Source organism: Pseudonocardia alaniniphila (assembly GCF_022524485.1).
Classification (GTDB): Bacteria; Actinomycetota; Actinomycetes; order Mycobacteriales; family Pseudonocardiaceae; genus Pseudonocardia; species Pseudonocardia alaniniphila.
This window is the reverse complement of the sequence record NZ_JAKXMK010000016.1, coordinates 202,474-215,932: the sequence shown is the minus strand read 5'-3', so window position 1 is coordinate 215,932 and position 13,459 is coordinate 202,474. Positions and strand designations below refer to the sequence as shown.

Annotated in this window: 13 protein-coding genes; 6 read left to right on the top strand and 7 right to left on the bottom strand. The window is 71.0% G+C overall.

Annotation, left to right across the window (positions count from 1 at the left end; all coding sequences use genetic code 11):
* Positions 1-10 precede the first annotated feature (10 nt).
* Genes MMF94_RS19965 through MMF94_RS19955 form a run of 3 tightly spaced genes read right to left on the bottom strand, consistent with a single transcriptional unit; the run spans position 11 to position 3,656 of the window.
* Complete coding sequence (locus MMF94_RS19965) at positions 11-1,762, bottom strand: FAD-dependent oxidoreductase (RefSeq protein WP_241038608.1); 1,752 nt, start codon at positions 1,760-1,762, stop codon at positions 11-13.
* On the bottom strand, positions 1,759-2,622 hold the full coding sequence (locus tag MMF94_RS19960) for an intradiol ring-cleavage dioxygenase (protein WP_241038606.1): 864 nt from the start codon (positions 2,620-2,622) through the stop codon (positions 1,759-1,761). The genes MMF94_RS19965 and MMF94_RS19960 overlap by 4 nt, the downstream gene beginning before the upstream one ends.
* The gene (locus MMF94_RS19955; protein ID WP_241038604.1) at positions 2,619-3,656 is read right to left on the bottom strand and encodes a maleylacetate reductase; all 1,038 of its coding nucleotides are present in this window, start codon (positions 3,654-3,656) and stop codon (positions 2,619-2,621) included. Before MMF94_RS19955 ends, MMF94_RS19960 begins: the two co-directional genes overlap by 4 nt.
* Before the next feature lie 98 nt (positions 3,657-3,754).
* On the opposite strand from MMF94_RS19955, the gene MMF94_RS19950 reads away from it, so the two are divergent.
* The gene (locus MMF94_RS19950; protein WP_241038602.1) at positions 3,755-4,696 is read left to right on the top strand and encodes a LysR family transcriptional regulator; all 942 of its coding nucleotides are present in this window, start codon (positions 3,755-3,757) and stop codon (positions 4,694-4,696) included.
* 15 nt (positions 4,697-4,711) lie between these two features.
* On the opposite strand, the gene MMF94_RS19945 is transcribed toward MMF94_RS19950, so the two are convergent.
* Positions 4,712-4,999 (bottom strand): hypothetical protein, encoded by a 288-nt coding sequence (locus MMF94_RS19945; protein WP_241038600.1) that lies wholly within the window; start codon positions 4,997-4,999, stop codon positions 4,712-4,714.
* Positions 5,000-5,244: 245 nt separating this feature from the next.
* On the opposite strand from MMF94_RS19945, the gene MMF94_RS19940 reads away from it, so the two are divergent.
* From MMF94_RS19940 to MMF94_RS19930, 3 genes are all read left to right on the top strand, one after another.
* Positions 5,245-5,886 (top strand): HNH endonuclease family protein, encoded by a 642-nt coding sequence (locus MMF94_RS19940; RefSeq protein ID WP_241038598.1) that lies wholly within the window; start codon positions 5,245-5,247, stop codon positions 5,884-5,886.
* 2 nt (positions 5,887-5,888) lie between these two features.
* A complete protein-coding gene (locus MMF94_RS19935; RefSeq protein WP_241038596.1) occupies positions 5,889-6,143 on the top strand; it encodes a hypothetical protein in 255 nt (84 codons plus the stop codon).
* A gap of 75 nt (positions 6,144-6,218) precedes the next feature.
* Complete coding sequence (locus MMF94_RS19930) at positions 6,219-7,532, top strand: MFS transporter (RefSeq protein ID WP_241038595.1); 1,314 nt, start codon at positions 6,219-6,221, stop codon at positions 7,530-7,532.
* Between the two features lie 8 nt (positions 7,533-7,540).
* Here MMF94_RS19930 and MMF94_RS19925 read toward each other — a convergent pair whose 3' ends face one another.
* Entirely contained in the window at positions 7,541-8,152 is a 612-nt protein-coding gene (locus tag MMF94_RS19925; protein WP_241038594.1) for a GNAT family N-acetyltransferase, read from the bottom strand.
* 22 nt (positions 8,153-8,174) lie between these two features.
* Positions 8,175-9,506 carry an aminotransferase-like domain-containing protein gene (locus MMF94_RS19920; protein ID WP_241038666.1) on the bottom strand — a complete coding sequence of 444 codons (1,332 nt, stop codon included), beginning with the start codon at positions 9,504-9,506 and terminating at the stop codon, positions 8,175-8,177.
* Positions 9,507-9,588: 82 nt separating this feature from the next.
* Between MMF94_RS19920 and MMF94_RS19915 the strand changes: the two genes are divergently transcribed.
* Positions 9,589-10,401 (top strand): alpha/beta fold hydrolase, encoded by an 813-nt coding sequence (locus MMF94_RS19915; RefSeq protein WP_241038593.1) that lies wholly within the window; start codon positions 9,589-9,591, stop codon positions 10,399-10,401.
* A 91-nt stretch (positions 10,402-10,492) separates the two neighbouring features.
* Positions 10,493-11,635, top strand: coding sequence for a right-handed parallel beta-helix repeat-containing protein (locus MMF94_RS19910; protein WP_241038592.1), 1,143 nt, complete (start codon positions 10,493-10,495; stop codon positions 11,633-11,635).
* 34 nt (positions 11,636-11,669) lie between these two features.
* Here the strand turns inward: MMF94_RS19910 and MMF94_RS19905 are convergent, their stop codons facing one another.
* Positions 11,670-13,421, bottom strand: a complete 1,752-nt coding sequence (locus MMF94_RS19905) for an FAD-dependent oxidoreductase (protein ID WP_241038591.1) — start codon at positions 13,419-13,421, stop codon at positions 11,670-11,672.
* Between the last annotated feature and the right edge of the window lie 38 nt (positions 13,422-13,459).

Genomic DNA, 13,459 nt, shown 5'->3' with positions numbered 1-13,459 from the left:
GATTCGGGTTCTAGGGGCGGGCCAGCACTGTCGTCAGGGCTCTGCGCAGGTCTGCCGCTGGGTCGTCTGCCAGCGCGGCCGCGCGCCAGGCCACGTGGGTGTCCGGGCGGACCAGCACGCAGCCGTCCTCGCCGACCTCGCGGGCCCGCGCCCAGTCGTCGTAGAGGTCGATGTACTCCCGGCCCGGTCCGATCACGTGCGCGACCACCTCGACGCCGAGCTCGGTGGCGACCTTCGCCGCCGCGTCGGCCCACTCCTCGCCCGCGATGCCGGTGAGCAGGCAGAACCGGCCCTTCCCGGCCAGGTCGTGGGTGGAGACCCGGCGCCCGTCGCGGCCCAGCCACGCGTGCGGCAACCGCGCGCCCGGCCAGGTGGTCGGGTGGTAGTACAGCTCGCGGTCGCGGGTGTACTCCGGCTCCGTGGTGCCGTCGGACGCCACCGCACCGGACACGTACCGCTGACCCAGCTCCACACCGTGCGCGTTGAACTCGTAGTTCTTGAGCTCAAGCGCTTCCCGCAGATCTGCCCGCTGCCGGGCCGCCTCCGGGGTGTTCGCCGCCCGCGCGTCGATGTGCCGGCGCATCAACTCCGGATCCGACTCCCCGGTCAGCCCGAGTGCGTCGAAGATCGGGCCGAACTCCTCGATGCTCTTGTTCGCCCGCAGCACGATCTGCTCGCCCACCGGCGCCCGCTCCACGTCGTAGCTGTCGAGCAGTGCTTCACCGGCGCTCCCGCGCAGCACGTAGGCGAGCTTCCACGCCAGGTTGTAGGCGTCCTGGATCGAGGTGTTCGAGCCCAGCCCGTTCGACGGCGGATGCCGGTGCACGGCATCCCCCATGCAGAACACCCGCCCCGCCCGGTACCGCGTGGCGTACATCTTGTTGTTGCCCCACAACGAGACCGAGCGGATCGTCACCGGGATCGAGTCGTCGCCGATCAGCTCGTGCGCGATCCGGGTGGCCATCTCGTCGTCGACCTCGGGCGGCGGCTGGGTGATGTCGTAGCCCCAGACGATCAGCCACTCGTTCCACGGCCGCACCATCCGCACGAGGCCCAGCCCGATGCCACCGACCTCCGCACCGGGCTGCAGCACCCAGTACAGGACGCTCGGCCGGTGCTCGACCAGGTGCGACAGGTCGGCGTGGAACACGATGTTCATCGAGCCGGCCACGTCCATCTGGCCCTCGAACGGCAGCCCCACGTCGGCGGCCACGGCGCTGCGCCCGCCGTCGGCGCCGATCACGTACTTGGCGCGGATGTCGTACTCGCTTCCGGTCACGCGATCCCGCACCGTCACGGTGACGCCCTCGTCGTCCTGCACGAGCCGCAGGTACTCGGTGTCGAACCGGATGCTGCTGCCGCGGGAAGCGGCGTGGCCGATCACGATCGGCTCGAGGAAGGTCTGTGGAATGTCGCAGTTCGGCGACGGGCTGGCCAGCGTGTAGTCGGCCTCCCGCGCCGGGTGCGTACCCCAGGTGCGGACCCGCCCGATCTCGTCCCCGGCGAGGCTGGTGCAGAACACCGTGTCGCCCATCAGGTCGTGCGGTGTTCCCTGCGCCAGTACATCGTCCTCGATGCCGAGATCCCGGAAGATCTCCATCGTGCGCTGGTTGGTGATGTGCGCCCGCGGCGTGTTGGCCGTCCAGCGGTACTTGGTGACGACCATGTGATCGACGCCCAGCGTGGCCAGGGCCAGCGCGGCCCCGCCACCCGCCGGGCCGCTGCCGATCACCAGGACATCGGTCTGCAGGGTCTCGCTCATGGCCTCGCCTCCAGGACGATGTCGAAGTTCAGGCTGGTCCAGGCGGTGTCGAGGACCCGCCCGTCGGGGGCAGCGCCTGCCGGGTGCTCGGCGAAGTCGACGACCAGGCTCTCCTTGACGCCGAACACCGCGTCGTGCTCGAGATAGGGGTCGCCCGCCGCGAAGACGTGCGTGATCAGGGTGCGGTGGCCGGGCGCGTCGACCTTGAAGTGCAGGTGTGCCGGACGCATCGGGCCGCGGCCGGTGGCGGCGAGCAGGTCGCCCACCGGGCCGTCGTCGGGGATCGGGTAGGGCGACGGGCGCACCGACCAGAACGCGTACTCCCCGTCCGCCCCCGAGCGCAGCCATCCGCGCCCGGCCGACCGGTCGCCGTCGTACTGCACGTCGTAGAAGCCGTCCTCGTCGGCTTCCCACACCTCGATCCGGGCCCCGGCTAGCGGCGACCCGTCCGTCGAGCGGACGCTGCCGGTCACCCGGCACGGGGTGCCCTTCGCGCCGCGGGCGATGTCGCCGCCGATCGGCACCTCAGGAGCGCCCTCCACGAAGAACGGCCCGAACACCGTCGACTCGGTGGCCCCCGGCGAGGCGGGGGCGTTGATCCCGACGGTGAGCATCGAGAGCCCGAGCACGTCGGAGAGCAGGATGAACTCCTGCCGCTTGTCATCGGTCGTGTGCCCGACGCGGGTCAGGAAGCCGATCCCCGCTTCCCACTCCTCCTGCGTCAGCCGGACATCCCGCGCGAACGCATGCAGGTGCCGCGTGAGGCTCTGCACGATCTCGCGGAGCCGCTCGTCCTTCGTCCCGGCGAAGCTGGCGACGACCTCATCGGTCACCGCCTCCTCCCGCTCCTGCTGGGTCACGTGTCCTCCCCACTCCACGCGGCGCGCACAAGCCGCCGCAGTGCCCCGCCACCGACCGGCACGGGGTTGTCCTCCGGTACCGCAGGCTCGGTGAGCGCCGCGACCTCGTCGATCTGCCCCTCACGCAAACCCAGCTCACGCAGGCCCCGAGGCACGCCCATCTCGTCAGCCAGCTCCCGCAGCTCACGAACGGGATCGCCGACGCCCAGCGCTCGCGCGACCCGCGCCATCGCATCGGGGGCGCCCGGTGCGTTGAACGCGAGCACGTGCGGCAGCACCACGGCATGAGTGCGCGCATGCGGCAGGTCGTAGGTGCCACCAAGCACATGACACAGCTTGTGGTGCAACCCCGAACCGGCGGCGGCGAACGCGCTGGCCGTCAGCCAGGCACCGCGCAGCAGCGCGACAGGATCGTCCTTGCGCAGGCCGACCACGATCGCGGCGATCCCGTCCTCGGCGATGGCGGCACTCACGGGATTGCGCCGCGGCGCCCAGAACGCCTCGACTCCGTGAGCCAGCGCGTTGAAACCACTCGCGACCGCCAACCCCCGCGGCAGCGACGCCGTCAGCTCCGGGTCGTAGACGACCACCCGGGGCAACACGACCGGATCGACCCCCGTGGTCTTGCGACCCTCCACCGTCAGACCCCAGACCGGCGTGACTTCCGAACCCGAATACGTCGTCGGCACAGCAACCACCGGGATCCGGGCCGTGAGCGCCACGGCCTTCGCAGCCCCGGTGGTCGACCCACCGCCCACGCTCAGCACGCCGTCGGCGTTCACGGCGGCGGCCGATGCCCGTGCGGCCTCGGCAGTGGCGAGCGGCACGTGCTCGCGCACCGCGGTGAACGTCGCAGCGATGCGATCGCGCAGCGGCGCGACGAGCGAGCGGACGCGCTCCGCGTCGCGATCCGAGGCCACGAGCAGCAGCCGGGTGGTGCCGAGCCGGCCGACCTCGTCGGCGAGCCGGGTGCGCGCCGCGCCGGTCCCGAAGACGATCCGCGCGGGGTGCGCCTCGTAGGTGAACTCCCGCACCGTGTGCCTCCCAGCCCCGCCTCGTTTCACACGTCACAGTGAGGCCAGATCTGCTATTCGTCCAATACCGGTTATGAAGGCCGGCCATACGATGAACCATGGACCTGCGACAGCTCCGGTACTTCCTCGCGGTCGCCGAGGAGCGCTCCGTCACGCGGGCCGCCACGCGGCTGCACCTCACCCAGCCGCCGCTGTCGGCCCAGCTCGCACGGCTGGAGCACGAGCTGGGTGTTGCGCTCTTCGTGCGCCACCGGCGGGGCGTCGATCTCACCGAGGCCGGCCGGCACCTCGTCGACCACGCCCGGCGTGTGCTGTCCGATGTGGATGCTGCGGCGGAGTCGGTGCGGCGCACCGGGCAAGGCCGAAGTGGACGGCTGGCGCTCGCGTTCGTGCCGGCAACGGCATGGTCCGTGCTGCCGCCGCTGCTGAGCCGATTCCATGCCGCCCGACCTGACGTGCAGTTGCGTTTCCTGGAGGGCCACACCGATGCCGTCGCCGAGCACGTACGTTCCCGCCGCGCGGATCTCGGCCTGGTGCACCTTCCACCCGGTGGAGCCGCGAGCGGCGTCGGGCCCGACCTCGACGTCGCGGTCGCGCGCCGGGAACCACTGGTCGCCGTGGTTCCGCGGGCCCGCGCAGATGCTCTCGGCGACCGCGTCGACCTGAGTGACCTCGCCGGCGAGCCGTTCTTCTGCCCGGGGCGGACCGTGTGGGGAGGGCTCGCGCCACACCTGCTGGGAGCGTGCCGGCTCTCGGGTTTCGAGCCCGCACTGAACGAGGTCGACCTCGTCCAGTCCGCGGTGGCGCTCGTCGGCGCGGGTCTCGGCGTCTCGGTGCTGCCGGCATCCGTGGAGCGCGTGTGCGGCCCGGACGCGGTGACGCGGCCGCTGACCCGGCCCGTCCCGGTGGTGGAGACGGGTCTGTTGCGCCGGCGCGCCGACGCCCCCAGCCCTCCGGCACAGCGTTTCCTGCGGCTGGCACTGGACACTCCGGAACCCGACGTCCTGGGCCCCGCCTTCGCCCGCACCCGCCGGCAATGAGATGCGCGGCGGTGCTCACCGCCTCACTCGGCGCGCCGTCCTCGCCAGCCACCCGGAACGCTTCTGTGGCAGCGGCATCTTCCGTCGCCACCTGCGCCCTTCCTTGCGCAGGCCCTTGCGGATGTCGCGCGATCGTGGGAGCAGCAGCCGGAACCCCACGCCGTAGAGGCGCACCGCGGCGAACCCCAGCAGCAGGCCGACCGGCAGGAGAAGGACCGAGAGGCACAGGACGAGCGCGACGACGAGAAGGACCGTCGCGACGAGCCAGAGCAGGACTCCCCCGAACACCCGGAGCACCCTCATCGCCACCGCCATGAACTCGGAGCCGCTCGCGTTGATTCGCGTAAGCGGAATAGCCGCTGGCCCCGCTGCCTAATCCAGTCATTTCGCCCGGTATCGACGGCGCTTTCGCTCCAAAGGTCCGCCCGAGAGTGCCGTTCATGTAGCAATCGGGCCGTGATCCACCTGTACCCGGCGGATGGCATGATCGCCCCGTCGTGGCCGTGGGTTCGCCCCGTGCCGGCAACCGGGATAGGAGCTAGTGGGGCGTGCTCGGACACCTCGTGCGGATCTCGGCGGCCGGCCTCGCGGCCCTGCTGCTCGTCGTCGGCCTCAGCGGCTGCACGATCACACCCGTTCTCCCCGACGCCCGGCCCGTCTCCACGGACCAGGCGCATGCCGAACTCTCGGCGCTGGTCGAGCGTGCGCCCGCGTCGATGCGCGGCTACTCCCGCGATCGGTTCCCGCATTGGTCGAGCCAGGGCAAGGGCTGCGACACCCGCGACCTCGTGTTGGAGCGCGACGGCACCGACGTCGTCGTCGACTCTGGGTGCAAGATCGTCAAGGGCACCTGGCACTCGCCGTACGACGACACGACCTGGACGGACCCGGCAGATGTCGACATCGACCACATCGTGCCGCTCGCCGAGGCGTGGCGCTCCGGCGCTGCGGATTGGGACGACGAACGACGCAAGGCATACGCCAACGACCTGGACGGCCCCGGACTGCTCACCGTCACCGACAACGTCAACCAGGCCAAGGGTGACCAGCCGCCGAACCTGTGGAAGCCCGAGCTCACCGAGTACTGGTGCACCTACGCAGAACTCTGGATCGAGACCAAGTCGAAATGGGATCTTTCGGTAACCTCCGCCGAACGCTCCGCGCTCCTCGACATGCTGAACAGGTGCTGACGATGTCCACTGAGCACAGTTCCCTCATCACCGCACCACCAGGCGGTGTCTGGACCGACGACGTCGGCGTGATCACCGGAGCCCTGGAGCTACGCACCACCTGCGCCGACGACGGCGAGGTCCAGGTCAGCGTCCGGTACGAAGAGGCCGACGAGTGGTACACGGTGCGCGGCGGCAAGGCCGAGCTGCACGACCCGGCCGACGCCGAGGTCCTGCACTCCGTCCTGGCCGCCGTGCTCGACCGTCCCGAGGGCTGACCTCTCTGTTGACACCCGAGGTCCACCCCTCGCACTGTGTGCGCCAACAGTGCCCACACGAACGGGGGACAGCGGGTGGACGCGGAGAGAACGCCGGCCGTAGCTGCTGCCGAGGTGCAGTCCGAGCCGGAGCAGCTGCGGCGGGTGGCACTCGCCAGCGCGGTCGGCACGACGATCGAGTGGTACGACTACTTCATCTACTCCACGGCCGCAGCGCTGGTCTTCGGCTCGCAGTTCTTCTCGACGCTGTCGCCCGCCTCGGCCACGCTGGCCTCGTTCGCCACGCTGGGCGTCGGCTTCCTCGCCCGTCCGGTCGGCGGGATCCTGTGGGGCCACTTCGGCGACCGGATCGGCCGCAAGGCGATGCTCGTCGCGTCGCTGGTGCTCATGGGTGTGGCCACGGTCGGGGTCGGGCTGCTCCCGACCTTCGACCAGATCGGCGTGGCCGCGCCGATCCTGCTCGTGTTCCTGCGTCTGCTGCAGGGCCTCAGCGCTGGAGGTGAATGGGGCGGCGCCGCACTCATGGCGGTCGAGCACGCTCCGGAGGGGCACCGCGGCAAGTACGGGTCCTATTCACAGGTCGGAGTACCAGCCGGGCTGATCCTCGCCCAGCTGGTGTTCGTCGTCATCGACGCGACCATGAACGACGAGCAGTTCGCGAGCTGGGGCTGGCGGTTGCCGTTCCTGTTCAGCATCGTGCTCGTCGGCGTCGGCCTCTTCATCCGCCTGCGCATCGAGGAGAGCCCGGTGTTCCGGGCGCTCAAGGCCGAGCAGGTGCGCGCCCGGCTGCCCATGATCGATGTCCTGCGCGAGCGGCCGCGGGAACTGGTGATCGCGTCGGTCAGCTTCATCGCCAACACGGCCATCGGCTATGTCTTCCTGGCCTACCTGCTCTCCTACGGCACGTCGGTGCTCCGCGTGAGCCGCACGACGATGCTGGTGGTGGTGATCGTCGGCAGCATCTCGTGGCTGGTGAGCATCGTGGTGTCGGCGATCTGGTCCGACCGGGTGGGCCGCAAGCCGGTCTACCTCGTGGGATCGGTGCTGCTGGTGGTGTGGCCGGTGCCGTTCTTCCTGCTGGTCGACACCCGTTCGACCGCCCTGATGATCATCGCCGTGATCGTGCTGACGATCGGGCTCGGCGCGTCCTACGGACCGCAGTCGGCCCTGTTCGCCGAGATGTTCGAGCCCCGGTACCGCTACAGCGGAGCCTCGTTCTCCTACGCCGTGGGTGCGGTGCTCGGCGGTGGCTTCGCACCGCTGGTCGCCGTCGCGCTCCAGACCTCCACCGGCACGTCGCTGTCGGTGTCGGCCTACATGGTGGGCACTGCCCTGATCAGCCTCGTCGCCGTGCTGGCCATCCGCGAGACCTGGCGCGTGGCGCGGTAGCGGCCGGGCTAGAGCGGATCGGTGGAGCGGCCGAAGTAGGTCGAGTCGCGCTGGGCCGGCACCGGGATCTCGTGGAAACCCATCCGGCCGTAGAACGCTCCCGCCCGGGTGTTGGTGCTGGCCATGCCCAGGTGCACGGCTGTGATCCCGGCCCGGGCCAGTGCTGCGAGGAAGGCGGTCATCAGTGCCCGCCCGTTGCCTGCGCCCTGGTACGCGGGCAACAGGTCGATGTGGAGGTGGGCCGGGTACGCCGCCACCTCGGGCACGAGAATTCGCTCGGGCTGGTGCAGGAGAGCGATCATCCCCTCGGCGCGCGTCGCCGGACGGCCGGTCGGCGGCGGGTAGCGCCGGCTCAGCGCGGGCAGCCACTCCCGCCGGAGCCACGTGACGTACGCCGGTGTGTCCGACGTCCCGAGCACGTAACCGACGGCCTGCCCGCCGTCGTCGACGACGAACGCGAACTGCGGCTCGTACTCGACGTAGGGCAGGGCGAAGATGTTCGCCAGCAGCTCGGGATCGGGGTACAGCGCGCGGGCGTCCTCGCCGGCATCCCCGGTGCGGACGCAGATGTCGACCAGCGCGCTGCGGTCCGCCGGCCGGTAGGGGCGGACTACGGGCATGTGCTCACCGTAACCGCTCGCGTCACTCCACCTCGTCGTCGGCAGGGTTTCCTCTGCCCAGCAGCGCGAGCGCGTCGAGCGCGGCGGCCAGCACCGGCACGGGTGGGGCCGCGAGTGCGAGGCGCACGGCGCTCGGCGCATGGGCAGCGCCCACCGCGAAGGCCGCCGCCGGGGTCACCGCGATGCCACGCCGGGCCGCCGCGGCCACGAACGTCTCCGCCCGCCACGGCGCGGGGAGCTCCCACCAGCAGTGGTAGGAGGAGGGGTCCGTGCGCAGCACGAACCCCGCGAGCCGCTCGGCGACCAGCGCCTGCCGGGCGGCGGCATCGGCGCGCTTGGCCGTCTCGATCGCAGCCACCACCCCGTCGGCCATGAAGCGGGTGGCAGCTTCCAGTGCGAACGCCTGGGGCGTCCATCCGCCGGACCGCAGTGCGACGGCGATCCGCTCGTGCACGGCAGCGGGCGGCACCACGAACCCGAGGGTGAGACCGGGTGCGACGCGCTTGGACAGGCTGTCGACGAGAACGGTCCGCTCCGGCGCGAACGCCGCCAGCGGGGCCGGGGCGTCCCGCAGGAACGCGTAGATCGTGTCCTCCACGGCCATCAGATCGCGCTCGGCGAGCACCTCTGCGAGCGCAGCGCGGCGAGCGGGCGTCATCGTCGTGCCGAGCGGGTTGTGCAGCGTGGGCTGGAGGTAGACGGCGTCGAGCCGCCCGGCGGCACGCACGGCGTCGGGCAGCAGGCCGCCGTCGTCCGTCGGGATCGGGACGAGCTGTATCCCGAGCCGAGCCGCGATGCCCCGCACCACCGGGTACGTCAGCGCCTCGACGCCCAGCCGCCCGCCCAGTGGCACCAGCGCGGAGACGGCCGCGGCGATCGCCTGCCTGCCGTTGCCTGCGAACAGCACGCCGTCCGGCTCCGGGGTCCAACCCGTCCGCGCCAGGAGAGCGGCTGCCGCCCCGCGGGCCGCGGGCGTGCCGGTCACCGTGGTAGCCGTGAGGGAGGCGCCGAGCACGCCGGGTCGGAGCAATCCCTCGATGATCGGTGCAAGCATCTCCCCCTGCTGCGGGAGCACGGGGATGTTCATCTCCAGGTCGACCCGCCCTGCGGCGGCGGGCTCGGCCAGTGCGAGACCGGGCGCGGGAGGGGCTGCGCGCACGAAGGTGCCGCGGCCGACCTCGCCCGTCACCAAGCCGCGGTGCACCAACTCGGTGTACACACGGGCGGCTGTGGACACCGCGATGCCTCGGTCGCGGGCGAACCGCCGCTGGGTGGGCAGCCGGTCGCCGGGTCGCAGCCGGCCCGCCCGGATGTCGGCGGCGACGGAGTCGGCGAGCGTGAGGTATCTGTCCACCAACATTGCTCCGAGGCTATTGACAGTATTGAACGCCGATATTGCACCGGGCAGACTGCGAGCGTCAACGAGAGGAGCGACGATGCGCACCATCGGCCTGGACCGCGTGACCCTCGCCTACGACGACGCAGGTCCCGAGCGCGGCACTCCGCTGCTGCTCGTACACGGGCACCCCTTCGACCGGACGATGTGGCGCCCGCAGCTGGAGCGGTTCGCGGCCGAGCGCCGCGTGATCGTCCCCGACCTGCGGGGCTACGGGGCGAGCCCAGGAGCCGTGCATGGTTGGGCGGACTTCGCCGACGACCTCGTCGGCCTCCTCGACGGGCTGCGCGTGCCGCGTGCCGTCCTGGCGGGCCTCTCGATGGGCGGCCAAATCGTGCTGGAACTGCAGCGCAGGCACCCCGGCCGGGTCGCCGGGCTCCTGCTGGCCGACACCACGGCTGCCGGCGAGGCGGACCGCGACCAGCGCCTGAGCATGGCCGGCAGGCTGCTCGACGAGGGCATGGATCCGTACGCGGTGGAGGTGCTCTACCGGATGGTCAGCCCGCACGCGTCCGGCGCTGTCGCCGACCACGTGCTCGCCATGATGCGGGCCACCGACCCGGTCGGCGCGGCGGCGGCACAGCGCGCCCGGGCCGATCGACCCGACCATCTCCCGCGGCTCGGGTCGGTGGCCGTACCGACCGTGGTGGTCGTCGGGGCCGAGGACGAGTTCACACCCCCTGCCGACGCGCGCGCGATCGCGGAGCGCGTGCCGGGCGCCGAGCTGTTGGTCATCGAGGGAGCGGCCCACCTCCCCAATCTCGAGCGGCCCGACGCGTTCAACGGCGCATTAGGCCGTCTGCTCGAGCGCGTGGACCATTCGGACGACCGATCGGCGATCGCCGGCGACTGATCACCGGCGGAATGATCGAAAACGCCACGCGGCCCGAACCCTGCCCCCTAGCCTCTGACCTGCTCCAACCCCGGCTGCGGAGGTCATGCTGATGCAGGTTCCACGGTGGATGCTGCTCGTCGTCGCGGTGGTCGTGTGGGCGGTTCCCATACTCGGTGCCGACAGCGCCGACGCCGCGCGCTCCGACGCCGTCGCCCCTGCCGCTGATCCCCGCAAGGACGCCACGTCCGACTCGGCGAAGCGCGAGGCCTCGCGTGACTCCGACGGGGAGGAGTCATCTCCGAAGGCGGAGGCAGCGGAGCAGGAGGCGGCGCCCGACGAGAAGGCCGAGGACGCCACGCCGGCCGACGACTCCGGGAAGCGGCTTGCAGCGGTGGGCGCCGACCTGCTGGCGGTGGTCAAGGGCCGGGGCGCCACGACGAGCGTCACGGACACGTCCGAGCTCGAACGGGCACTGGCCGCAGCCCGGCCCGGCGACACGATCCGGATGGCCGCCGGCACCTACGAGCCGGTCGTCATCAGCCGCTCCGGCACCGCGTCCGCGCCCATCACGCTCACCGGCCCCAAGGGTGCCGTGATCACCGGGAGCGGCAAGGGCTACACCGTGCACCTCGACGGCGCGAGCCACTGGCAGCTCGTCGGCTTCGCCGTGTCCGGCGGCGGCAAGGGGATCATGACCGACGGCAGCAACGGCCTCCTGCTGGACTCGCTCACCGTGAGCGACACCGGTGACGAGGCGGTGCACTTCCGCGGCGGGTCCAGCAACAACACCATCCAGCGCTCGACGATCCGCAACACCGGGCTGAACCAGCCCCAGTTCGGCGAGGGCGTCTACGTCGGCAGTGCGAAGAGCAACTGGAAGAAGTACAGCGGCGGGCAGCCCGACCTGTCGATGAACAACCGCGTCGTGGGCAACACCTTCCAGCGGATCACCGCCGAGAACGTGGACGTCAAGGAGGAGACCGGCGGCACGCTGATCACCGGCAACCGGTTCGACGGGTCGGCGATCAGCGGCGAGAACTTCGCCGACTCGGTGGTCGACGTGAAGGGCTACGACAGCACCGTCACCGGCAACGTCACCACGGGCAACGCCCCGGCGCTGAAGAACATCATCGAGACGCACGTGATCACCGAGCCGGAGACCTCGGGCTGCGGCAACCGCATCGAGAACAACCGCGTCGAGGGCTTCCGGCCGGCGGGTGAGCTGGTGGCGGTCGACAAGAAGTGCGAGTGATGCGTCCTGCCGTCCGCCCAGGACGTCCTCTGTCTCAGCCGCGGGCCAGCACCGCGCACAGCACCTGGTGCAGCTCCGCCGCCGGATCCTCCGCGAGGCCTGCCGAGCGCCACGCGACGTAGGCATCGGGCCGGACGAGCACGCACCCGTCCTCCTCCACCTCTCGCACCCGCGCCCAGTCGTCGTACAGATCGATGTACTCCCGGCCGGGCCCGATCACGTGCGCGGCGATCTCCACACCGAGCTCCTCGGACGCCTTCGCGGCCGCACCGGCCCACTCCTCGCCCGCGATGCCGGTGAGCAGGCAGAACCGGCCCTTGCCGGCGAGATCGAGAGTGGAGACGCGGCGCCCGTCGCGCCCGAGCCAGACGTGGGGCAGACGCGCCCCCGGCCAGGTGGTGGGGTGGTAATGGAGCTCGGGGTCGCGCGTGTACTCCGGCTCCGGGGTGCCGTCCTGCACCACGGCCGCCGAGGCGTACCGCTGCCCCATCTCCACGCCGTGGGTGTTGAACTCGTAGTTCTTGAGCTCCAGCGCCGCGCGCAGCTTCGTGCGCTGGACCGCGGCCTCCGGAGTGTTGGCCCCGCGCGCCGCGATGTGCCGGCGCATCACCTCCGGGTCGCTCTCGCCGATCAGCCCGAGTGCGTCGAAGATCGGGCCGAACTCCTCGATGCTCTTGTTCGCCCGCAGCACGATCTGCTTTCCCACCGGCACCCGCTCGGCGTCGTAGCTGTCGAGCAGCGCCTCACCGGCGCTCCCGCGCAGCACGTAGGCGAGCTTCCACGCCAGGTTGTAGGCGTCGTGGATCGAGGTGTTCGAGCCCAGCCCGTTCGACGGCGGATGCCGGTGCACCGCATCGCCCATGCAGAACACCCGCCCGGCCCGATAGCGGGTGGCGTACATCTTGTTGTTGCCCCACAGGGACGTCGAGCGGATCGTCACCGGGATCGAGTCGTCGCCCACCAGCTCATGAACGATCTTGATCGCCATCTCGTCGTCGACCTCAGGCGGCGGCTGGGTGATGTCGTAACCCCAGACGATCAGCCACTCGTTCCACGGCCGGACCATGCGGATGACACCCATGCCGATGCCACCGACCTCCGCGCCGGGCTGCAGCACCCAGTACAGGACGCTGGGCCGGTGGGCCACGTACTGCGAGAGGTCGGCGTGGAACACGATGTTCATCGAGCCGGCGAGGTCCATCCTGCCCTCGAACGGGAGCCCGACATCGGCGGCCACGGCGCTGCGTCCGCCGTCGGCGCCGATCACGTACTTCGCGCGGATGTCGTACTCGTGACCGCTGAGCCGGTCCCTCACCGTGACGGTGGCCCCGTCGGCGTCCTGCACGAGACCGACGAACTCGGTATCGAATCGGACCCGGCTTCCCCTCGATGCGGCGTGACCGATGACGATCGGCTCGAGGTAGGTCTGCGGGATGTCGCAGTTGGGTGAGGGGCTCGCCAGCCTGTAGTCGGACTCGCGTGCCGGGCTCGTGTACCAGGTGCGGACCCGTCCGATCTCGTCGCCCGCGAGGCTGGTGCAGAACACCGTGTCCCCGAGCAGTTCGTGTGCGGTGCTCTGGGCAAGCACGTCGTCCTCGATGCCGAGATCGCGGAAGATCTCCATCGTGCGCTGGTTGGTGATGTGCGCCCGCGGCGTGTTGGCCGTCCAGCGGTACTTGGTGATCACCGTGTGATCGACGCCCAGCGTGGCCAGGGCGAGTGCCGCCCCGCCACCCGCCGGGCCGCTGCCGATCACCAGCACGTCCGTCTGAAGATCCGCGGTCACGAGAGCGACCCCAGCGCGATGTCGAGCCTGTTCTCCAC

Bases quoted from the DNA above. Each gene is read 5' to 3' on its own strand.
- MMF94_RS19965 (WP_241038608.1), bottom strand. From the start codon at position 1,762: ATGAGCGAGACCCTGCAGACCGATGTCCTGGTGATCGGCAGCGGCCCG.
- MMF94_RS19910 (WP_241038592.1), top strand. From the start codon at position 10,493: ATGCAGGTTCCACGGTGGATGCTGCTCGTCGTCGCGGTGGTCGTGTGG.
- MMF94_RS19915 (WP_241038593.1), top strand. From the start codon at position 9,589: ATGCGCACCATCGGCCTGGACCGCGTGACCCTCGCCTACGACGACGCA.
- MMF94_RS19925 (WP_241038594.1), bottom strand. From the start codon at position 8,152: ATGCCCGTAGTCCGCCCCTACCGGCCGGCGGACCGCAGCGCGCTGGTC.
- MMF94_RS19945 (WP_241038600.1), bottom strand. From the start codon at position 4,999: ATGAGGGTGCTCCGGGTGTTCGGGGGAGTCCTGCTCTGGCTCGTCGCG.
- MMF94_RS19950 (WP_241038602.1), top strand. From the start codon at position 3,755: ATGGACCTGCGACAGCTCCGGTACTTCCTCGCGGTCGCCGAGGAGCGC.
- MMF94_RS19935 (WP_241038596.1), top strand. From the start codon at position 5,889: ATGTCCACTGAGCACAGTTCCCTCATCACCGCACCACCAGGCGGTGTC.